The 14,981-nt window shown below is 70.7% G+C and carries 14 protein-coding genes; 9 read left to right on the top strand and 5 right to left on the bottom strand.

What is annotated here, in order from left to right; translation table 11 throughout:
* Positions 1–7: 7 nt before the first annotated feature.
* Complete coding sequence (locus tag ACZ5K7_RS14370) at positions 8–1,408, bottom strand: FAD-binding protein (RefSeq protein ID WP_468913385.1); 1,401 nt, start codon at positions 1,406–1,408, stop codon at positions 8–10.
* 150 nt (positions 1,409–1,558) lie between these two features.
* Here ACZ5K7_RS14370 and ACZ5K7_RS14375 point away from each other — a divergent pair, with 150 nt between their 5' ends.
* From ACZ5K7_RS14375 to ACZ5K7_RS14390, 4 genes are read left to right on the top strand one after another with little or no spacing between them, the layout of a single operon-like run.
* On the top strand, positions 1,559–2,083 hold the full coding sequence (locus ACZ5K7_RS14375) for a phosphatase PAP2 family protein (protein WP_351693300.1): 525 nt from the start codon (positions 1,559–1,561) through the stop codon (positions 2,081–2,083).
* The gene (locus tag ACZ5K7_RS14380; protein WP_351693297.1) at positions 2,080–3,108 is read left to right on the top strand and encodes a decaprenyl-phosphate phosphoribosyltransferase; all 1,029 of its coding nucleotides are present in this window, start codon (positions 2,080–2,082) and stop codon (positions 3,106–3,108) included. The genes ACZ5K7_RS14375 and ACZ5K7_RS14380 overlap by 4 nt, the downstream gene beginning before the upstream one ends.
* Before the next feature lie 41 nt (positions 3,109–3,149).
* Positions 3,150–3,584 carry a GtrA family protein gene (locus ACZ5K7_RS14385; protein WP_450972235.1) on the top strand — a complete coding sequence of 145 codons (435 nt, stop codon included), beginning with the start codon at positions 3,150–3,152 and terminating at the stop codon, positions 3,582–3,584.
* The gene (locus ACZ5K7_RS14390; protein WP_351693295.1) at positions 3,572–4,477 is read left to right on the top strand and encodes a YihY/virulence factor BrkB family protein; all 906 of its coding nucleotides are present in this window, start codon (positions 3,572–3,574) and stop codon (positions 4,475–4,477) included. Before ACZ5K7_RS14385 ends, ACZ5K7_RS14390 begins: the two co-directional genes overlap by 13 nt.
* On the opposite strand, the gene ACZ5K7_RS14395 is transcribed toward ACZ5K7_RS14390, so the two are convergent.
* Positions 4,425–5,711, bottom strand: coding sequence for a D-alanyl-D-alanine carboxypeptidase family protein (locus ACZ5K7_RS14395; protein WP_468913388.1), 1,287 nt, complete (start codon positions 5,709–5,711; stop codon positions 4,425–4,427). The genes ACZ5K7_RS14390 and ACZ5K7_RS14395 overlap by 53 nt on opposite strands.
* 91 nt (positions 5,712–5,802) lie before the next feature.
* On the opposite strand from ACZ5K7_RS14395, the gene ACZ5K7_RS14400 reads away from it, so the two are divergent.
* From ACZ5K7_RS14400 to ACZ5K7_RS14415, 4 genes are all read left to right on the top strand, one after another.
* On the top strand, positions 5,803–6,042 hold the full coding sequence (locus ACZ5K7_RS14400; protein ID WP_384486991.1) for an SCO4848 family membrane protein: 240 nt from the start codon (positions 5,803–5,805) through the stop codon (positions 6,040–6,042).
* A 16-nt stretch (positions 6,043–6,058) separates the two neighbouring features.
* On the top strand, positions 6,059–7,366 hold the full coding sequence (locus ACZ5K7_RS14405; protein ID WP_468913390.1) for a metallophosphoesterase: 1,308 nt from the start codon (positions 6,059–6,061) through the stop codon (positions 7,364–7,366).
* Between the two features lie 216 nt (positions 7,367–7,582).
* Entirely contained in the window at positions 7,583–9,124 is a 1,542-nt protein-coding gene (locus ACZ5K7_RS14410) for an ABC transporter substrate-binding protein (RefSeq protein ID WP_468913392.1), read from the top strand.
* 61 nt (positions 9,125–9,185) lie between these two features.
* The gene (locus tag ACZ5K7_RS14415; RefSeq protein ID WP_351693283.1) at positions 9,186–9,587 is read left to right on the top strand and encodes an ATP-binding protein; all 402 of its coding nucleotides are present in this window, start codon (positions 9,186–9,188) and stop codon (positions 9,585–9,587) included.
* A 76-nt stretch (positions 9,588–9,663) separates the two neighbouring features.
* On the opposite strand, the gene ACZ5K7_RS14420 is transcribed toward ACZ5K7_RS14415, so the two are convergent.
* Together ACZ5K7_RS14420 and ACZ5K7_RS14425 are read right to left on the bottom strand one after the other, a co-directional pair.
* A complete protein-coding gene (locus tag ACZ5K7_RS14420) occupies positions 9,664–11,100 on the bottom strand; it encodes a sensor histidine kinase (RefSeq protein ID WP_351693280.1) in 1,437 nt (478 codons plus the stop codon).
* Complete coding sequence (locus ACZ5K7_RS14425; protein WP_351693277.1) at positions 11,097–11,786, bottom strand: response regulator transcription factor; 690 nt, start codon at positions 11,784–11,786, stop codon at positions 11,097–11,099. The genes ACZ5K7_RS14420 and ACZ5K7_RS14425 overlap by 4 nt, the downstream gene beginning before the upstream one ends.
* Before the next feature lie 176 nt (positions 11,787–11,962).
* Between ACZ5K7_RS14425 and ACZ5K7_RS14430 the strand changes: the two genes are divergently transcribed.
* Positions 11,963–14,371: an MMPL family transporter gene (locus ACZ5K7_RS14430; RefSeq protein ID WP_468913899.1), complete on the top strand. Its 2,409-nt coding sequence runs from the start codon at positions 11,963–11,965 to the stop codon at positions 14,369–14,371.
* Here ACZ5K7_RS14430 and ACZ5K7_RS14435 read toward each other — a convergent pair.
* On the bottom strand, positions 14,364–14,975 hold the full coding sequence (locus ACZ5K7_RS14435) for a Uma2 family endonuclease (RefSeq protein WP_468913397.1): 612 nt from the start codon (positions 14,973–14,975) through the stop codon (positions 14,364–14,366). The genes ACZ5K7_RS14430 and ACZ5K7_RS14435 overlap by 8 nt on opposite strands.
* Positions 14,976–14,981: the final 6 nt, after the last annotated feature.

Below are 14,981 nucleotides of genomic sequence, written 5' to 3' on the forward strand. Positions count from 1 at the left end.
TCAGCTCCTAGAGGCCGAGACGGCGGGACAGGTCGGAGACGAACACCCCGCGCGGGTCCAACTCCGCGCGCAGCGCGCGGAAGTCGGCGAGCCGTGGATACATCACGGCGAGCAGGTCGGGACGGAGCCGGGCGTCCTTGGCGAGGTAGACGCGGCCGCCGGCGCCCGCGACCTCCTCGTCCAGTTCGTCGAGGAAGGCGCCGAGGCCGGGCAGCGCGGCCGGGATGTCGAGGGCGAGGGTCCAGCCGGGCACGGGGAAGGAGAGCCAGCCGGGGTCGGCGTCGCCGAAGCGTTTGAGGACGGCGAGGAAGGACGGACAGCGGCGCTCGGAGATACGGGCCACGATCCGGCGCAGGGCGTCCTCCTGGCCGTATCCGACGACGAACTGGTACTGCACGAAGCCGCCGCGGCCGTAGACGCGGTTCCAGTGCGGGACGCCGTCCAGGGGGTGGAAGAACGCGGAGACGCGCTGGAGTTGGCCGGTACGCGCGCGTGGGGCCTTGCGGTACCAGAGTTCGTTGAAGAGACCGACGGTGGTGCGGCTCAGGAGGCCTTCGGGGACGAACGCGGGGGCGGCCGGGAGCTGACGGGGGCGGAAGGCAAGTGGTGCACGCCCGGCGCGTGTGCCCTCGCCGAGCGCCTCCCGGGGCGCGTGGTCGCCCCGCGTGAGCACCGCGCGCCCCGTCGCCGCCCCGCGCGCCAGCAGGTCGATCCAGGCGACCGAGTAGCGGTAGCGGTGGTCCGTGGTGGTCAGGCGGTTCATCAGGTCGTCGAGGTCGGTGGCGCGTTCGGTGTCGACCGTCAGGTACGACGTCTCGACCGGGAGGAGGCGGACGGTCGCCGTGAGGATCACTCCGGTCAGACCCATGCCGCCGGCCGTCGCGTCGAACAGCGGGGTGCCGCGGCTCACCGTACGGACCTGGCCGTCGGCGGTGAGGAGTTCGAAGGACAGCACGTGACGGGAGAAGGATCCCGAGACATGGTGGTTCTTGCCGTGGATGTCGGCGCCGATCGCGCCGCCCACCGTCACCTGGCGGGTCCCCGGGGTCACCGGGACGAACCAGCCGAGCGGCAGCAGCACCTCCGTCAGGCGGTGCAGGGAGACCCCCGCGTCGCACAGGAGGGTGCCGCCGTCGGCGTCGATGGCATGGATGCGGTCGAGGGCCGTCATGTCGAGCACGGCGCCGCCGGCGTTCTGCGCCGCGTCCCCGTACGCCCGTCCCAGACCCCGCGCGATACCGCCGCGTGCCCCGCAGTTCCGGATCGCGTTCGCCGCCTCCTGGTACGTCCGGGGACGGATCAGGCGGGCGGCGGTGGGGGCGGTGCGGCCCCAGCCGGTGACGGGGACGGTGGTTCCGGGGGGTGCGGACTCGGCGGGACCTGCGGGCCCTCCAGGCTTTCCAGGCATGTGGACGACCGTATCGCTGCCGTATGGGTGTTATGAGTGCTATTGGCGATTGGTTACGGAAGATCACCTGACTCCCCGAAACGGGTGATTATCGGAATGTCGCTCAATATGGTCGTAGCTTTTGCGTGGTCAAGGTGAACAGTGAGTCCAATGGACGACATGGACCACCGGATCCTCTCCGCGCTGCACGCCTGCGGCGCCGATCCACGCGTCGCGTCGGCCGCGCGCGGTCTCTCCCTCGCGGGTGAACACGGCGCGCTCTGGCTCGCGGCGGGCCTCGCCGGGGCCGCCGCGGACGGCGCGCGGCGCGACGCCTGGTTGCGCGGCACGGCGCTCGTCGCGGGCGCGCACCTCGGCAGCATCGGCGTCAAACGGCTCGTGCGCCGTGCGCGCCCCGCGCATGTCCGGCCCCGGGTGCGCACCGCGGGCCGGCACTCCTTCCCCAGCTCGCACGCCACCTCCGCCGCGGCCGCCGCCGTCGCCTTCGGGGCGCTCGGCGCGCCCGCCCTCGCGCCCCTGGCGGCCGCCGTGTGCCTCTCCCGGCTGGTCGTCGGCGTGCACTACCCGACGGACGTCGCGGCGGGCGCGGCTCTGGGGGCGCTCACGGCGCGCGCCGGGGCGCGATGGATGCGCGGGGGAGTGCCGGGTGCCTCGTACGCGGGGAGGCGTGGGTGACCGAGACCGCGCACGCCGCCACCGGAGCGACCGCCGACGGCGCCGCTGAAACGAATCTGCACGAGCAACGCGGCCACCCCGCCCGGCCGCACGAACCAGCGAACGGGCCCGCGAACGGACCGGCACGCGCGCGTGTCACCCCCGGCGGTCTCCTCAAGGGCCTGCTGAAGACCACCCGCCCCAAGCAGTGGGTCAAGAACACCCTCGTCATCGCCGCCCCGGCCGCCGCCGGCCGGCTCTTCTCCGGGCACGCGCTCCTGACCCTCACCCTCACCTTCGTCCTCTTCACGGCCTGCGCCGCCGCCGTCTACCTGATCAACGACGCCCGGGACGCGGACGCCGACCGCGCCCACCCCACCAAGTGCCACCGCCCGGTCGCCGCGGGCCGGGTCCCGGTCCCCGTCGCCTACGCGGCAGGAGGCGTCCTGGCCGTCCTCGGACCGCTGCTCGCGGTCTGGCTGACCCCGCCCCTCGTCCCGGCCCTCCTGATCGCCTACCTGGGCATGCAACTGGCGTACTGCGTCGCCCTGAAGCACGTCCTGGTGGTCGACCTCGTCGTTGTCACCACCGGCTTCCTGATGCGGGCGGTGATCGGCGGGGTCGCGCTCGGCATCCCGCTGTCCCGCTGGTTCCTGATCACCACCGGCTTCGGCGCGCTCTTCATGGTGTCGGCCAAGCGCTACTCCGAGGCCGTGCAACTGGCCGGGAAAGCGGGCGCCACGCGCGCGCTGCTCACCGAATACACCACCGGCTACCTCCGCTTCGTGTGGCAGCTCGCCGCCGGGGTCGCCGTCCTCGCCTACTGCCTGTGGGCCCTGGAGGGCCACCACACCCCCGCGGCGGGCCTGCTGCCGTGGCGTCAGCTGTCCATGGTCGCCTTCATCCTGGCGATCCTGCGCTACGCCGTCTTCGCCGACCAGGGCACCGCCGGCGAGCCCGAGGACGTCGTCCTGCGCGACCGCGCCCTCGCCCTGATCGGCCTGGCCTGGCTCGCGATGTACGGGCTCGCGGTGACCCACTGGTGACCGCCGAGACGCCCCGCGCGCGACCCACCCGCCCACGCCCCGTGCGCGCGGCTCCCACGCCCCCGCGCGAGCTGGTCGGCTTCGCGACCGTCGGTCTGCTCGCCTACGCCGCCGACCTCACCCTCTTCAGCTGCCTGCGCGGCCCGGCCGCCCTCGACCCGCTCACCGCCAAGTCCCTGTCCTTCCTCGCGGGCTGCACGGTCGCCTACCTCGGCAACGCGCGCGGCACCTACCGCCACGCGCGCCTGACCGGGATGCGCCCCTACGCCGTCTTCGTCGCCGTGAACCTCGCCGGCGCCCTGGTCCAGCTGCTCTGCCTCGCCGTCAGCCACTACGGCCTGGGTCTCACCTCACAGCGCGCCGACACCGTCTCCGGCGCGGTCGTCGGCATGGCGCTTGCCACGGTTCTGCGCTTCTGGGGTACCCGTACATTGGTCTTCCGCGCGGAGGGCAGAGTCGGATCATGGAGTGGCTGAGAAAACTTCCCGTCATCGGCCCGCTCGTGGGCTGGCTGATGCACACGCACACGTGGCGGTCGTACGAGCGGCTCGACCGGGTGAAATGGTCCCGGCTGGCCGCCGCCATGACCTTCATCAGCTTCATCGCCCTCTTCCCGCTGCTGACCGTGGGCGCCGCGATCGCGGCCGCCACCCTGAGCGACTCACGGCAGCACAGCCTGGAGGGAAAGATCGCCGACCAGTTCCCGGGGATCTCCGACCAGCTGGACATCAACTCCCTGGTGCAGAACGCCGGCACGGTCGGTCTCATCGCCGGTGCCGTCCTGCTGTTCACCGGCATCGGCTGGGTCGGCCAGATGCGGGACTGTCTGCGCACGGTGTGGGAACTGCCCGACAAGGACAAGAACCCGATCGTCGCCAAGGCCAAGGACGCCGGCATCCTGATCGGCCTCGGCGGCGCGCTGCTGGTCACCCTCGCCGTCTCCACGATCGCCACGGCGGCCATCGGCTGGACGGCGGGACAGCTGGGCATCGACAAGCACAGCTGGGGCAGCCTGCTGCTGCGCGTCATCGCGTTCGTCGTCGCGGTGGTCGCCGACTTCCTGGTGCTGCTCTACGCTCTCACCCTGCTGCCCGGCGTCGAACCGCCGCGCCGCCGCCTGCTGGTCGCGGCACTGATCGGCGCGGTCGGCTTCGAACTCCTCAAGCTGCTGCTCAGCGGCTACATCCAGGGCGTCGCCACGAAGAGCATGTACGGCGCGTTCGGCGTGCCGGTCGCCCTGCTGCTGTGGATCAACTTCACCTCGAAACTCGTCCTGTTCTGCGCCGCCTGGACGGCGACCGAGAGCAGCACCGAGATCACGGACGAGTCCGCCGACGTACCAGATCCGGCAGCGGCCAACGGCGGTTGACCAGGAACGCCGCGCCCAGGAGCAGCACCAGCGCCCCGCCCGCGATCCCCAGTGCGATCCCGACCCCGCTGGAGCCGTCGGCGGAGGCGGCGGCCAACGGCGTCGACTCGGCCGCCTTCCCGGAACCGGAATCGGAACCGGACGCGGAAGCCGAGGCGGTCGCCCCCGGCTGGGCACCGGAGTCCACCGCTCCCTTCGGCGGAACCAGCTCGCCCACCGGAGTCACCTTGCCGGCCGCCTGGAAACCCCAGTCGAACAGCTTGGCGGTCTCCTTGTAGACCTCGTTGTGCTCCTTCTTCTCCGGGTTCATCACGGTGACCAGCAGCACCTTGCCGCCCCGCTCCGCGACCCCGGTGAAGGTGGCGCCCGCGTTGGTGGTGTTGCCGTTCTTCACACCCGCGATGCCCTGGTAGACCGGCACGTCGGTGTCGCCGCTCAGCAGCCGGTTGGTGTTCTGGATCTCGAAGGACTCACGGACCGACTTGCCCTTGGCGTTCTTCGTCGTCTCGCCCGGGAACGCGGCCCGCACGGTCGAGCAGTACTCCCGGAAGTCCTTCTTCTGCAGCCCGGAGCGGGCGAACAACGACAGGTCGTACGCCGACGACACCTGCCCGGCCGCGTCGTACCCGTCCGGACTCACCACGTGCGTGTCCAGCGCCTGGAGGTCGTCGGCGTGGGACTGCATGTCCTTGACGGTCTGCTCGACACCGCCGTTCATCGCGGACAGCACATGCACGGCGTCGTTGCCGGAGCGAAGGAAGACACCGAGCCAGAGGTCGTGGACCGTGTAGGTCTGGCCCTCCTTTATCCCCACCAGGCTGGAACCGGCGCCCATGCCCGCGAGGTCGGTCGGCACCACCTTGTGCGGGGTCGACTTCGGGAACCGCGGCAGCACGGTGTCCGCGAACAGCATCTTCAGGGTGCTCGCCGGAGGCAGCCGCCAGTGCGCGTTGTGCGCGGCGAGCACCTCGCCCGACTCGGCGTCGGAGACGATCCAGGAACGCGCCGTGACGTCCTTCGGCAGCACCGGCACCCCGGCGGCCAGATCGACCTGCGTACCGGGCTGCCCGAGCCGGGTGCCGCCGACCGTCGACATGCGCGCCGGGGGAGTGGCCGACGGACTGGTCGAGGGCGTGGGCGCGGCGAGCGCGGCCGGCGCGGTGAGCGACAGGGACAGCAGGGTGGCGGAGGCGACCAGCAGAGATCGGCCGGCCTGGGGCTTCGGTGCGGACACGGACGAGAACGTACCCGGCACGGAGGGCGAAGTCCCGCCACCGACCCCACCCCGGACACGGAACCGGACAGCCGACAGCGATACTGAACCCATGAAGCTCAGCCGCCCGGTGTCCTGGTTCCTGCTCGCGTTCGGAGTGTGGTCTTGGTTCATCTGGATCACTTTCATCAAGAATCTGGTCAAGGACGGCAGCGGGCTCGCTTTCGACGACGGCCGTCCCACGGCGTACTTCTGGGTCCACCTGACGCTGGCCGTCGTTTCCTTCGTATTGGGGACGGTCATCGGGGGCATCGGGTTGCGCGGAGTACGCGCACTGCGCCGAACGTCATAGAAAGAGGCACGGCGGGGTGATCATCGTCTTCGCGTTTCTCGCCCTGGCCGTGGTGGCGGGCCTGGACTGGTACCTGTGGCGTCGCCTGGTGCGGGACACGACGACGGGCTGGGGCCGGGCCCGTCGGCTCGGCACGGCCGCGTTCGTCATCGGCCCGGTCCTGATGCTCGCGGCCCTGGTCACAGAGGTGGGCCACGCCCCGTTCCCGCTCCAGCAAACCCTGGCCTGGCCGGGCTTCCTGTGGATGGCCCTGTCGCTGTACCTGCTGCTGGCGGTGGTGGCGGGGGAGGCCATACGCCCCCTGCTGAGTCGCCTTCTGAAGCGCCCCGAACGGGAGCGCCCCGCCTCGGAACGCTCCGCCTCGGAACGCCTCGCACCGGAGCGCCCCGTAAGGGGCGCGGGGCTGTATCGGATATGCGGCTACCGCCGCGTGGACGCGACCAACCCCCACGACGAGCAACTGTCACAACCCGCCGAAACCTCCCCAGAGAATCCCAACCCCACCCGCCGCCTGATCGTCTCGCGAATCGTCGGCGGCGCAGCCGCAACCGCCGCGGTCACCACCGTCGGCCTGGGAACCTACGGAGTACTCTGCGGCCCCCGCGTGAAACGCGTCACCGTCCCGCTCGCCAAACTCCCCCGGGCCGCCCACGGTTACCGCATCGCCGTGGTGAGCGACATCCACCTCGGCCCCATCCTCGGCCGCGGCTTCGCGCAGCGCGTCGTGGACACGATCAACGCCACCCAGCCCGACCTGATCGCGGTCGTCGGTGACCTCGTCGACGGCAGCGTCAAGGACCTCGGCCCCGCCGCCGCTCCCCTCGCCCAGCTGTCGGCACGGCACGGCGCCTTCTTCGTCACCGGCAACCACGAGTACTTCTCCGGCGCCGCCCAGTGGGTCGAGGAGGTGCGCCGGCTCGGGCTCCGCCCGCTGGAGAACGCCCGTACCGAACTGGCCCACTTCGACCTCGCAGGCGTGAACGACATCGCCGGCGAAAGCACAGGCCAGGGCCCGGACTTCAACCGGGCGCTCGGCGACCGGGACCCGGCCCGCGCCTGTGTGCTCCTCGCCCACCAGCCGGTCCAGATCCACGAGGCCGTCCGCCGCCACGTCGACCTCCAGCTCTCCGGCCACACCCACGGCGGCCAGCTCTGGCCCGGCAACCTCATCGCGGCCGCGGCCAACCCGACCGTCGCGGGCCTCGACCGCTACGGCGACACCCAGCTGTACGTCTCCCGGGGAGCCGGTGCCTGGGGTCCGCCCACGCGTGTCTGGGCACCCTCCGACATCACGGTCGTCGAACTGGCGTCGAAGCAGGTCTGAACTCCGGGCGCCTGTGGAGGAGCTGTGAAATGCCGGGGAAACAAGGGCTCGGTAAGTTCTTCCTCATCTAGTCCGATCACTCTTCCCCCACATGAAACACCTGTGGTTAGGTGAGCCGCGTCACTTAGGGGAGTGGCACTTGGGGAGGGCCTGGGTAGGGCCTGGAACGGGCCCGTGCGGGTCCTGGGGAGGGCACCAACCGTGCGATCTGTTCGCATGCGGATTCTCGTGACGCTTCTCGTCCTGGCGATCGTGGGGATCGGCGGCTGGCAGCTGCTGCCGTCGCAGGAGAACAAGAACAAGACGATCACCGTCGGTACGACCGACGCCGTCACCTCGCTCGACCCGGCAGGCGCCTACGACGCCGGTTCCTGGGCGTTGTTCAACAACATCTTCCAGTCGCTGCTCACCTTCGAGCCCGGCGGTGTCCAGCCGGTCCCGGACGCGGCCGAGAGCTGCGCCTTCACGAACTCCGGCCTGCTGACGTACCGGTGTGTGATCCGCGACGGGATCACCTTCCCGAGCGGCCGGACGATGACCGCCGAGGACGTGAAGTTCTCCTTCGACCGCGTCAAGAAGATCAACTCCGACGTCGGTCCGGCCTCCCTGTTCTCGACGCTCTCGTCGGTCAGCGCCTCCGGCAAGACCGTGACCTTCCATCTGTCGTCCGCGGACGCGACGTTCCCGTACAAGGTGGCCACCGGCGCCGGTTCGATCGTCGACAAGGACAAGTACCCGGCGAACGGCCTGCGCACCGACAACTCGGTGGACGGCACCGGCCCGTACCGCCTGACGTCGTACACGAAGGGCAAGCAGGCGTCCCTGCAGCCCAACGCCGACTACAAGGGCGACATCAGCGGCTCCGGCCGCCCGATCAAGCTGGACTACTACACCGACTCGGCCAAGCTCAGCAGCGCGTACAAGGCGAAGGAGATCGACGTCGCCACCCGTACGCTGCCGCCGGCGATGGTGTCCAAGCTCTCGCCGAGCGACCCCAACCAGCGGGTCACGAAGTCCGACAGCGCCGAGACCCGCAACCTGTACTTCAACACCCGTAAGAACTCCGTCCTGCACGACGTCCTCGTCCGCCGTGCGCTGGCCTGGCTGGTCAACCGCGAGCAGCTGGCCTCCACCGTGTACGACGGGACGGTGGAGCCGCTGTACTCGCTGATCCCGACCGGCCTCACCGGCCACACCACGTCCTTCTTCGACCAGTACCCGTCGCAGAGCGTCGACAAGGCGAAGGCGCTGCTGGAGCAGGCCGGCGTCAGCACCCCGGTCGAGTTCACCTTCGGCTACGGCATCGGCCACGGCGCGGGAGCCGAGGAGGCCGCCGCGCTGAAGAAGCAGCTGGAGGCGGGCGGCCTGTTCAAGGTCGACGTCAAGGGATACGAGTGGACCGACTTCCAGAAGTCGTGGGCCACGGGCAAGATGGACGCCTGGGCGGTCGGCTGGGTCGCCGACTACCCCGACCCGGACACCTTCGGCGCCTCCCTGGTCGGCAGCGACTCCGTGATGAGCACCGGCTACAGCAACAAGGCCGTCGACGGCCTGATCCAGCACAGCCAGCAGTTCGCCGACCGTGCGCGCGTCGACGCGGACTTCCGCAACATCCAGACGGACGTGGCGAACGACGTGCCGCTGATCCCGCTCTGGCAGCGCACGGACTATGTCGTCAGCAGCGAGGACGTGGGTGGCACCCAGTACCTCACGGACAGCACGGGCCTGTTCCGCCTGTGGAGTCTGGACTGGATCTGACGGGGGCGGACACCCGGCGCGCCACCATGTGACGGAGGTGTGCGTGGGGTGAGGAGCAGACGTGCTGAGACGCAACTCCTTCCGGCTGCCCCGGCATCCGGCGTCCGTGGGCCTGGCCCGGCATCGGGTCCGGGACCATCTGGGCGACTGGGGGCACGGTCCGGGCGACCCGGCGGTCTGCGACGCCATGCTTCTGGTGTCCGAGCTGGCCACCAACGTCGTACGCCACCGCCCCCTGCTGGAGCGGGAGTTCGAGGTGGCGGTGACGGCGCTGGCGGACGGCTCCTGCCTGATCGAGGTCTCCGACGAGGGCCGGGTGGAGCCCCGGCTCCGGATCGTCCGTGAGGACGACGAGACGGGCCGGGGTCTGCACCTGGTGGAGACGCTCGCGGCGGCGTGGGGGGTCTGGAGCCGAGGAGCCCACGGCAAGACTGTGTGGGCGCTGATCACAGCGCCCCTTTAGGGGCGCTGGGGGTATCCCCGGCCGAAGGCCGGGGATAGAACCGCGCGACCAGTCACAACCCGCCCGCACCCGGAACTCAGCCACAACGCAACGTAACAGTCACCGCCAGCCCCTCCCCAGGCGCCGTCCGCACGCAGACCTCACCTCCGTGCGCGTCCACCACCCCCTGCACGATCGCCATCCCCAGCCCGCTCCCCTCCGCACTCCCCACCCGGAAGAACCGGTCGAAGATCCGCGCCGCGTCCTCCTCCGCCAGCCCGGGCCCCTCGTCGGCGACACAGACCCGCACCACCCCGTCGGACCGCTCCACCCCCAGCCGTACCGGCGCTTCGACCGGCGTATGGGTACGGACGTTGGCCACCAGGTTCCCCAGCACCTGCCGCAGCCCCGACTCGTCGGCCCGCACCAGCACCGCCCCCTCGGCGCTGACCGCCACCCGCCGCCCCGGCTGCTGGGCCCGCAGATCCTCCGCCGCGTCCCGCACCAGCCGGCTCACGTCGACGTTACGGAACCGGATCTCGGGCCGCTGGTCGAGCCGCGCCAGCAGCAGCAGTTCGTCGACGAGCCGGCCCATCCGGTCCACCTCGCCGTGCATCCGGTCCCAGGCCCGCCGCCGTTCCCCGGGCTCGCTCAGCATCCCCTTGTCGTACAGCTGGAGATAGCCGCGGATGGCGGCGAGCGGCGTCCGCAGCTCGTGCGACGCGTCCGCGACGAACCGGCGCAGCTGGGCCGCGCTGCGCTCACGCGTCCGGTACGCCGTCTCCACCTGGTGCAGCATGGAGTTGAGGGCCAGCCGCAGTTGCTCGACCTCCTCGGTCGGATGCTGGCTCGACGGCACCCGCCGGGTCAGATCGCCCTCTGCGATCGCCGACGACGTCTCCACCATGTCCTCCAGCGGCAGCATCCGGCGGCGCACGCTGAACATGGTCAGACAGGCCAGCAGCGCCAGCAGCAGCGCGCCGACGGTGAAGTCGAGCCGGAGCGCCTTGGCTATGCCCTCGTGCAGCAGCTCGGTCGAGGTGGCCAGCAGGATGTAGGGGCCGTCGGCGAGCCGGGTCGCCGTCACCCGGTACATCGCGCCGTGCACGGTGACGTCGCCCGGGTCGGGGGCGGCGGCGAGGGCGCGCGGGTCGTGCACGGCGGCCGCCAGTCCGCGCTGGGCGTCGGTCGGCGCCATGTCGAAGACCTCGACGGCGCTGCCCTCGGCGTCGACCACGGCGAAGATCGAGCCCGGTGCCGGGTCGGACTCCGCCGGCACCATCCGGTCACGGATGACGCCGAGCGTGCCCAGCGAGTCGACCTGCCGCAGGGTGAGCCCCGAACTCCCCAGCGAGGTACGCATCTTGAGCAGCGAGGAGTCCACCTGGTCGAGAAGGTACAGCCGCATGCCCATGATGCTGATCGTGGTCGCCGCCACGATGCCGACCGCGAGGAGGCCGACGTTGGCCAGGGTCAGCTTGCCGCGCAGCGAGTGCATGCCGTGCCGGTGCCGGTGTCGCTTCCCGACGTTCATGCCAGGCCGTATCCGACGCCCCGCCGGGTGGTGATCACCGGCGCGCCCAGCGCGTCCAGCTTGCGCCGCAGATAGCTGATGTAGGTCTCCACGACGGTCGACTCGGACGGCACGTGCTCGTACTGCCAGACGTGCCTGAGCAGTTGCTCCTTGGGGACGATCCGGCCGCCGTTGCGCACCAGGAAGCGCAGCAGCGCGTACTCGGTCGGGGTCAGCTCGACCGTGCGGCCGGCCCGGTGCACCGAGTACGTCGTCTCGTCCAGCTCCAGGTCGCCGTAGCGCAGCGGTGGACGCTGCTGGATGACGTCGGCCGGGCGGGTGCGGCGCAGCACCGCGCCGATGCGGGCGACGACCTCGTCGATGTTGAACGGCTTGGTGATGTAGTCGTCGCCGTAGCCGAGCGCGCCGACTATCTCCGCCGGCGCGTCCCGCGCGGTCAGGAAGACCAGGGCCAGGTCCGGCTGCCGGGCGCGCAGTTCGCGGGCCAGGGCCCGGCCGTCCCCGTCCGGCAGCATCACGTCCAGCAGGGCGGCGTCGGGGCGGGTGCGCTCGGCCAGCGTGAGCGCGTCCCGGACCGTGCCGGCCGTCATCACCGCGAACCGGTGGTAGCGCAGGGCGATGGCGAGGACGTCCGCGATGCTCGGCTCGTCCTCCACGATCAGCACGGTGCTGCCTGGAGCCGTCATGCCCCCAGTATCGGCGCGACCACCGACAGCCGGGGGGCTCACAGCTTTGGAGTTCCTTGAGAGTCATGCGCGCCGCGTGTCCCGGCGCCCGTCCCGCCGCCAATCCTGTTGCCCAGGACCTGGGGGACCGACCGACCGAACCTACTTGAATCAAGGAGCTGTTGAGCGTGACGGCATTGGCACGGTGGTGCTATCGGCACCGGCTGGTGGTCCTGTTGCTGTGGGTGGGGGCGCTGTTCGGCGTGGGCTTCTCGGCCTCGACGGCGGGCACGGACTACGCGAACGTCTTCTCCCTCCCCGACACGGACTCCAAGAGCGCGTACGACCTGATGCAGAAGGCCTTCCCGAACACCTCGGGCGACACGGACACCGTGGTCTGGAAGGTCACCGACGGCTCGGTCATGGACCCGGCGGTCCGGAGCAGCATCCAGCCGGCCCTGGACACGATCGCGAAGCTGAAGGGCGTCGGCGCGGTCACCAGCCCCTACGACGGCGCCCGGGGTGCCGGGCAGATCAGCCAGGACGGCAAGATCGCCTACGCCCAGCTGACCTTCGTCCAGCGGGCGAACGAGATCCCCAAGGACGTCGTCCAGAAGGTCGTCGACACCGCCCAGGACGCCGAGCGAGCCGGCCTCCAGGTCGAGTTGGGCGGCCAGGCGATCCAGCGCGTCCAGGAGCCCCCGCAGGGCCTCTCCGAGATGGTCGGCATCGTCGCGGCGGCGGTCGTCCTCTTCCTCGCCTTCGGCTCCTTCTTCGCCATGACCCTCCCCATCGCGATCGCGGTCTTCGGCGTCGGCATGGGCCTGTTCTCCACCCAGCTCCTCAGCCACACCACGAACATCCCCGACATCGCCCCGCTGCTCGCCTCCCTGATCGGCCTCGGCGTCGGCATCGACTACGCCCTGTTCATCGTCACCCGGCACCGCCGGGGCATCCTGCGCGGCATGGACCCCGAGGAGTCGGCGGTCACCGCGCTCAACACCTCGGGCCGGGCGGTGCTGTTCGCGGGCGGCACGGTCTGCATCGCGCTGGCCGGCATGCTGGTCACCCGGCTCCGCTTCCTGGACGGTGTGGTCATCGGCACCTCCCTGACGGTGGTGCTCAGCGTCCTGGCCGCCGTCACCCTCCTGCCCGCCCTGCTCGGTTTCCTCGGCCCGCGGGTCCTCAGCCGCCGCCAGCGCCGCCGGCTGGCCGCCGAGGGCCCCGAACCGGAGAAGGCGAGCGGCCTCGCGGCCCGCTGGTCGGTGAACGTCGAGAAGCGCCCGAGGCGTATCGCCGTGCTCGCCGTGGTCGTCATGGCGGTCCTCGCCATCCCGGTCCTCTCCCTGCGCCTGGGCGCCACCGACCAGGGCAACGACGACGCGTCGACGACCACCAGGAAGGCCTACGACCTGCTCGCCGAGGGCTTCGGCCCCGGCTTCAACGGCCCGCTCCAGGTGGTCAGCGTGGGCGGTGACACGACGAAGCTGGTCCAGGGCATCGAGAAGACCCCCGGAGTGGCCCGGGCCGTCGCGCTGCCGCCCGCACAGGGCGTCACCGTCATCCAGGTGATCCCGACCACCTCACCCCAGTCCAAGGAGACCGACGACCTGATCGACACGCTCAGGGACCAGGTGATCCCGAAGGCGGGCGCGGAGGCGCACGTGGGCGGTGTGACGGCGGTGTCCAAGGACTTCGCCTCGGTCACCGGCGACCGGCTGCCGCTCTTCATCGCCACGATCATCGGCCTGGGCTTCCTGCTCCTCCTGATCGCCTTCCGCTCGCTGGTGGTCCCGCTGACGGCGGCGGTGATGAACCTGATCGCGGCGGCCGCGTCCTTCGGTGTCCTGGTCGCGGTCTTCCAGTGGGGCTGGGGCCTGGACCTGCTGGGCCTCGGCAAGGAGGGCCCGATCAACGCGTTCCTCCCCGTCATCATGCTGTCCCTCCTCTTCGGCCTCTCGATGGACTACCAGGTGTTCCTGGTGAGCCGGATGCACGAGGAGTGGGTGCACACGAGGGACAACGCGCGGGCGGTCCGGGTCGGCCTCGCGGAGACCAGCCGCGTCATCAATTCAGCGGCCCTGATCATGGTCTGCGTCTTCCTGGCCTTCGTCCTGAGCGGCGACTCGGGCGCGGCGATGGCGGGCGTGGGCCTGGCGGCGGCGGTGGCGCTGGACGCGTTCATTCTCCGTACGGCCCTGGTGCCGGCGGCGATGCATCTGCTCGGCACGTCCAACTGGTGGCTGCCGGACTGGCTGGAGAAGCGGTTGCCGCACCTTGCGGTGGAGCCGTCGGAGGAGGCCGCCCCGGAGCCCGCCGAGCCGACCGGCCCGGCCACGGCGATCCACGGCTTCGTCCGCACGGCGGACGGCGACCCGGTGGAGGACGCGTCGGTGACCCTGATGTCCAAGGGCGGGCGCCAGCTGGACCGCGTGACGTCGCTGGCGGACGGCTCCTACATCGTGTCGGTTCCGGCGCCGGGTTCCTACCTGCTGGCGGTGACGTCTTCGGCGTACGGCTCACGCGCCCGGCACGTGACGGTGGCGGAGGGGGCGCTGGTGTACGACGTGGAGCTGACCGGGGACGAGGTGGACGCGGTCAATTGACCTTTGGCTGCCCGGCTTTCAGGATCTGATCAACGTCGAGGGTGACCTTGGCGCCGATGGAGTCAGGCAGAGTGACGAGCTCGCCGGGGGCGTGGGGACGGTGGTTCTCGTACTTGTCCCCGGTGGGGTTCGTGAGTACATGAAGACGCTGGTGTTTGCGGTCGACGATCACATAGACGGGGACTTTGGCCTCGGCGTAGGCGCGGACCTTGGTCTTGAGGTCGTCCTTCCAGTTCCCGGACGTGACCTCCAGGACGAGGCGGAAACAGACCGGGTCGTAAGAGTTGTTCTCGACGAGGTACTCGTCGATGTCGGCGTCCACCACTGCCAGGTCGGGGATCGCGTAGTCCTCCGTGCCAGTGGGCAGCCAGAGACCGACGCCTTGCAGGACGTCGGTTGCGCCGTCGGCCAGCCCTGCGGCGATAAAAGGGACCATGAGCTTGGTCAGGGCGCGAGCGTGCGGGGCATCCGGGGCTGGGGTCGCGAGGAGGTGGCCTTCGATGATCTCGACGCGGTAGCCCGGATGGCGTTCCATGATCTCGTCGGCGATAGCCGTGAGCGGTCGGCCGGCGAAGGGCCGCTCGACGGATGCTGCGGACGTCACGTGCCT

It is taken from the genome of Streptomyces sp. NPDC031497 (assembly GCF_055580905.1).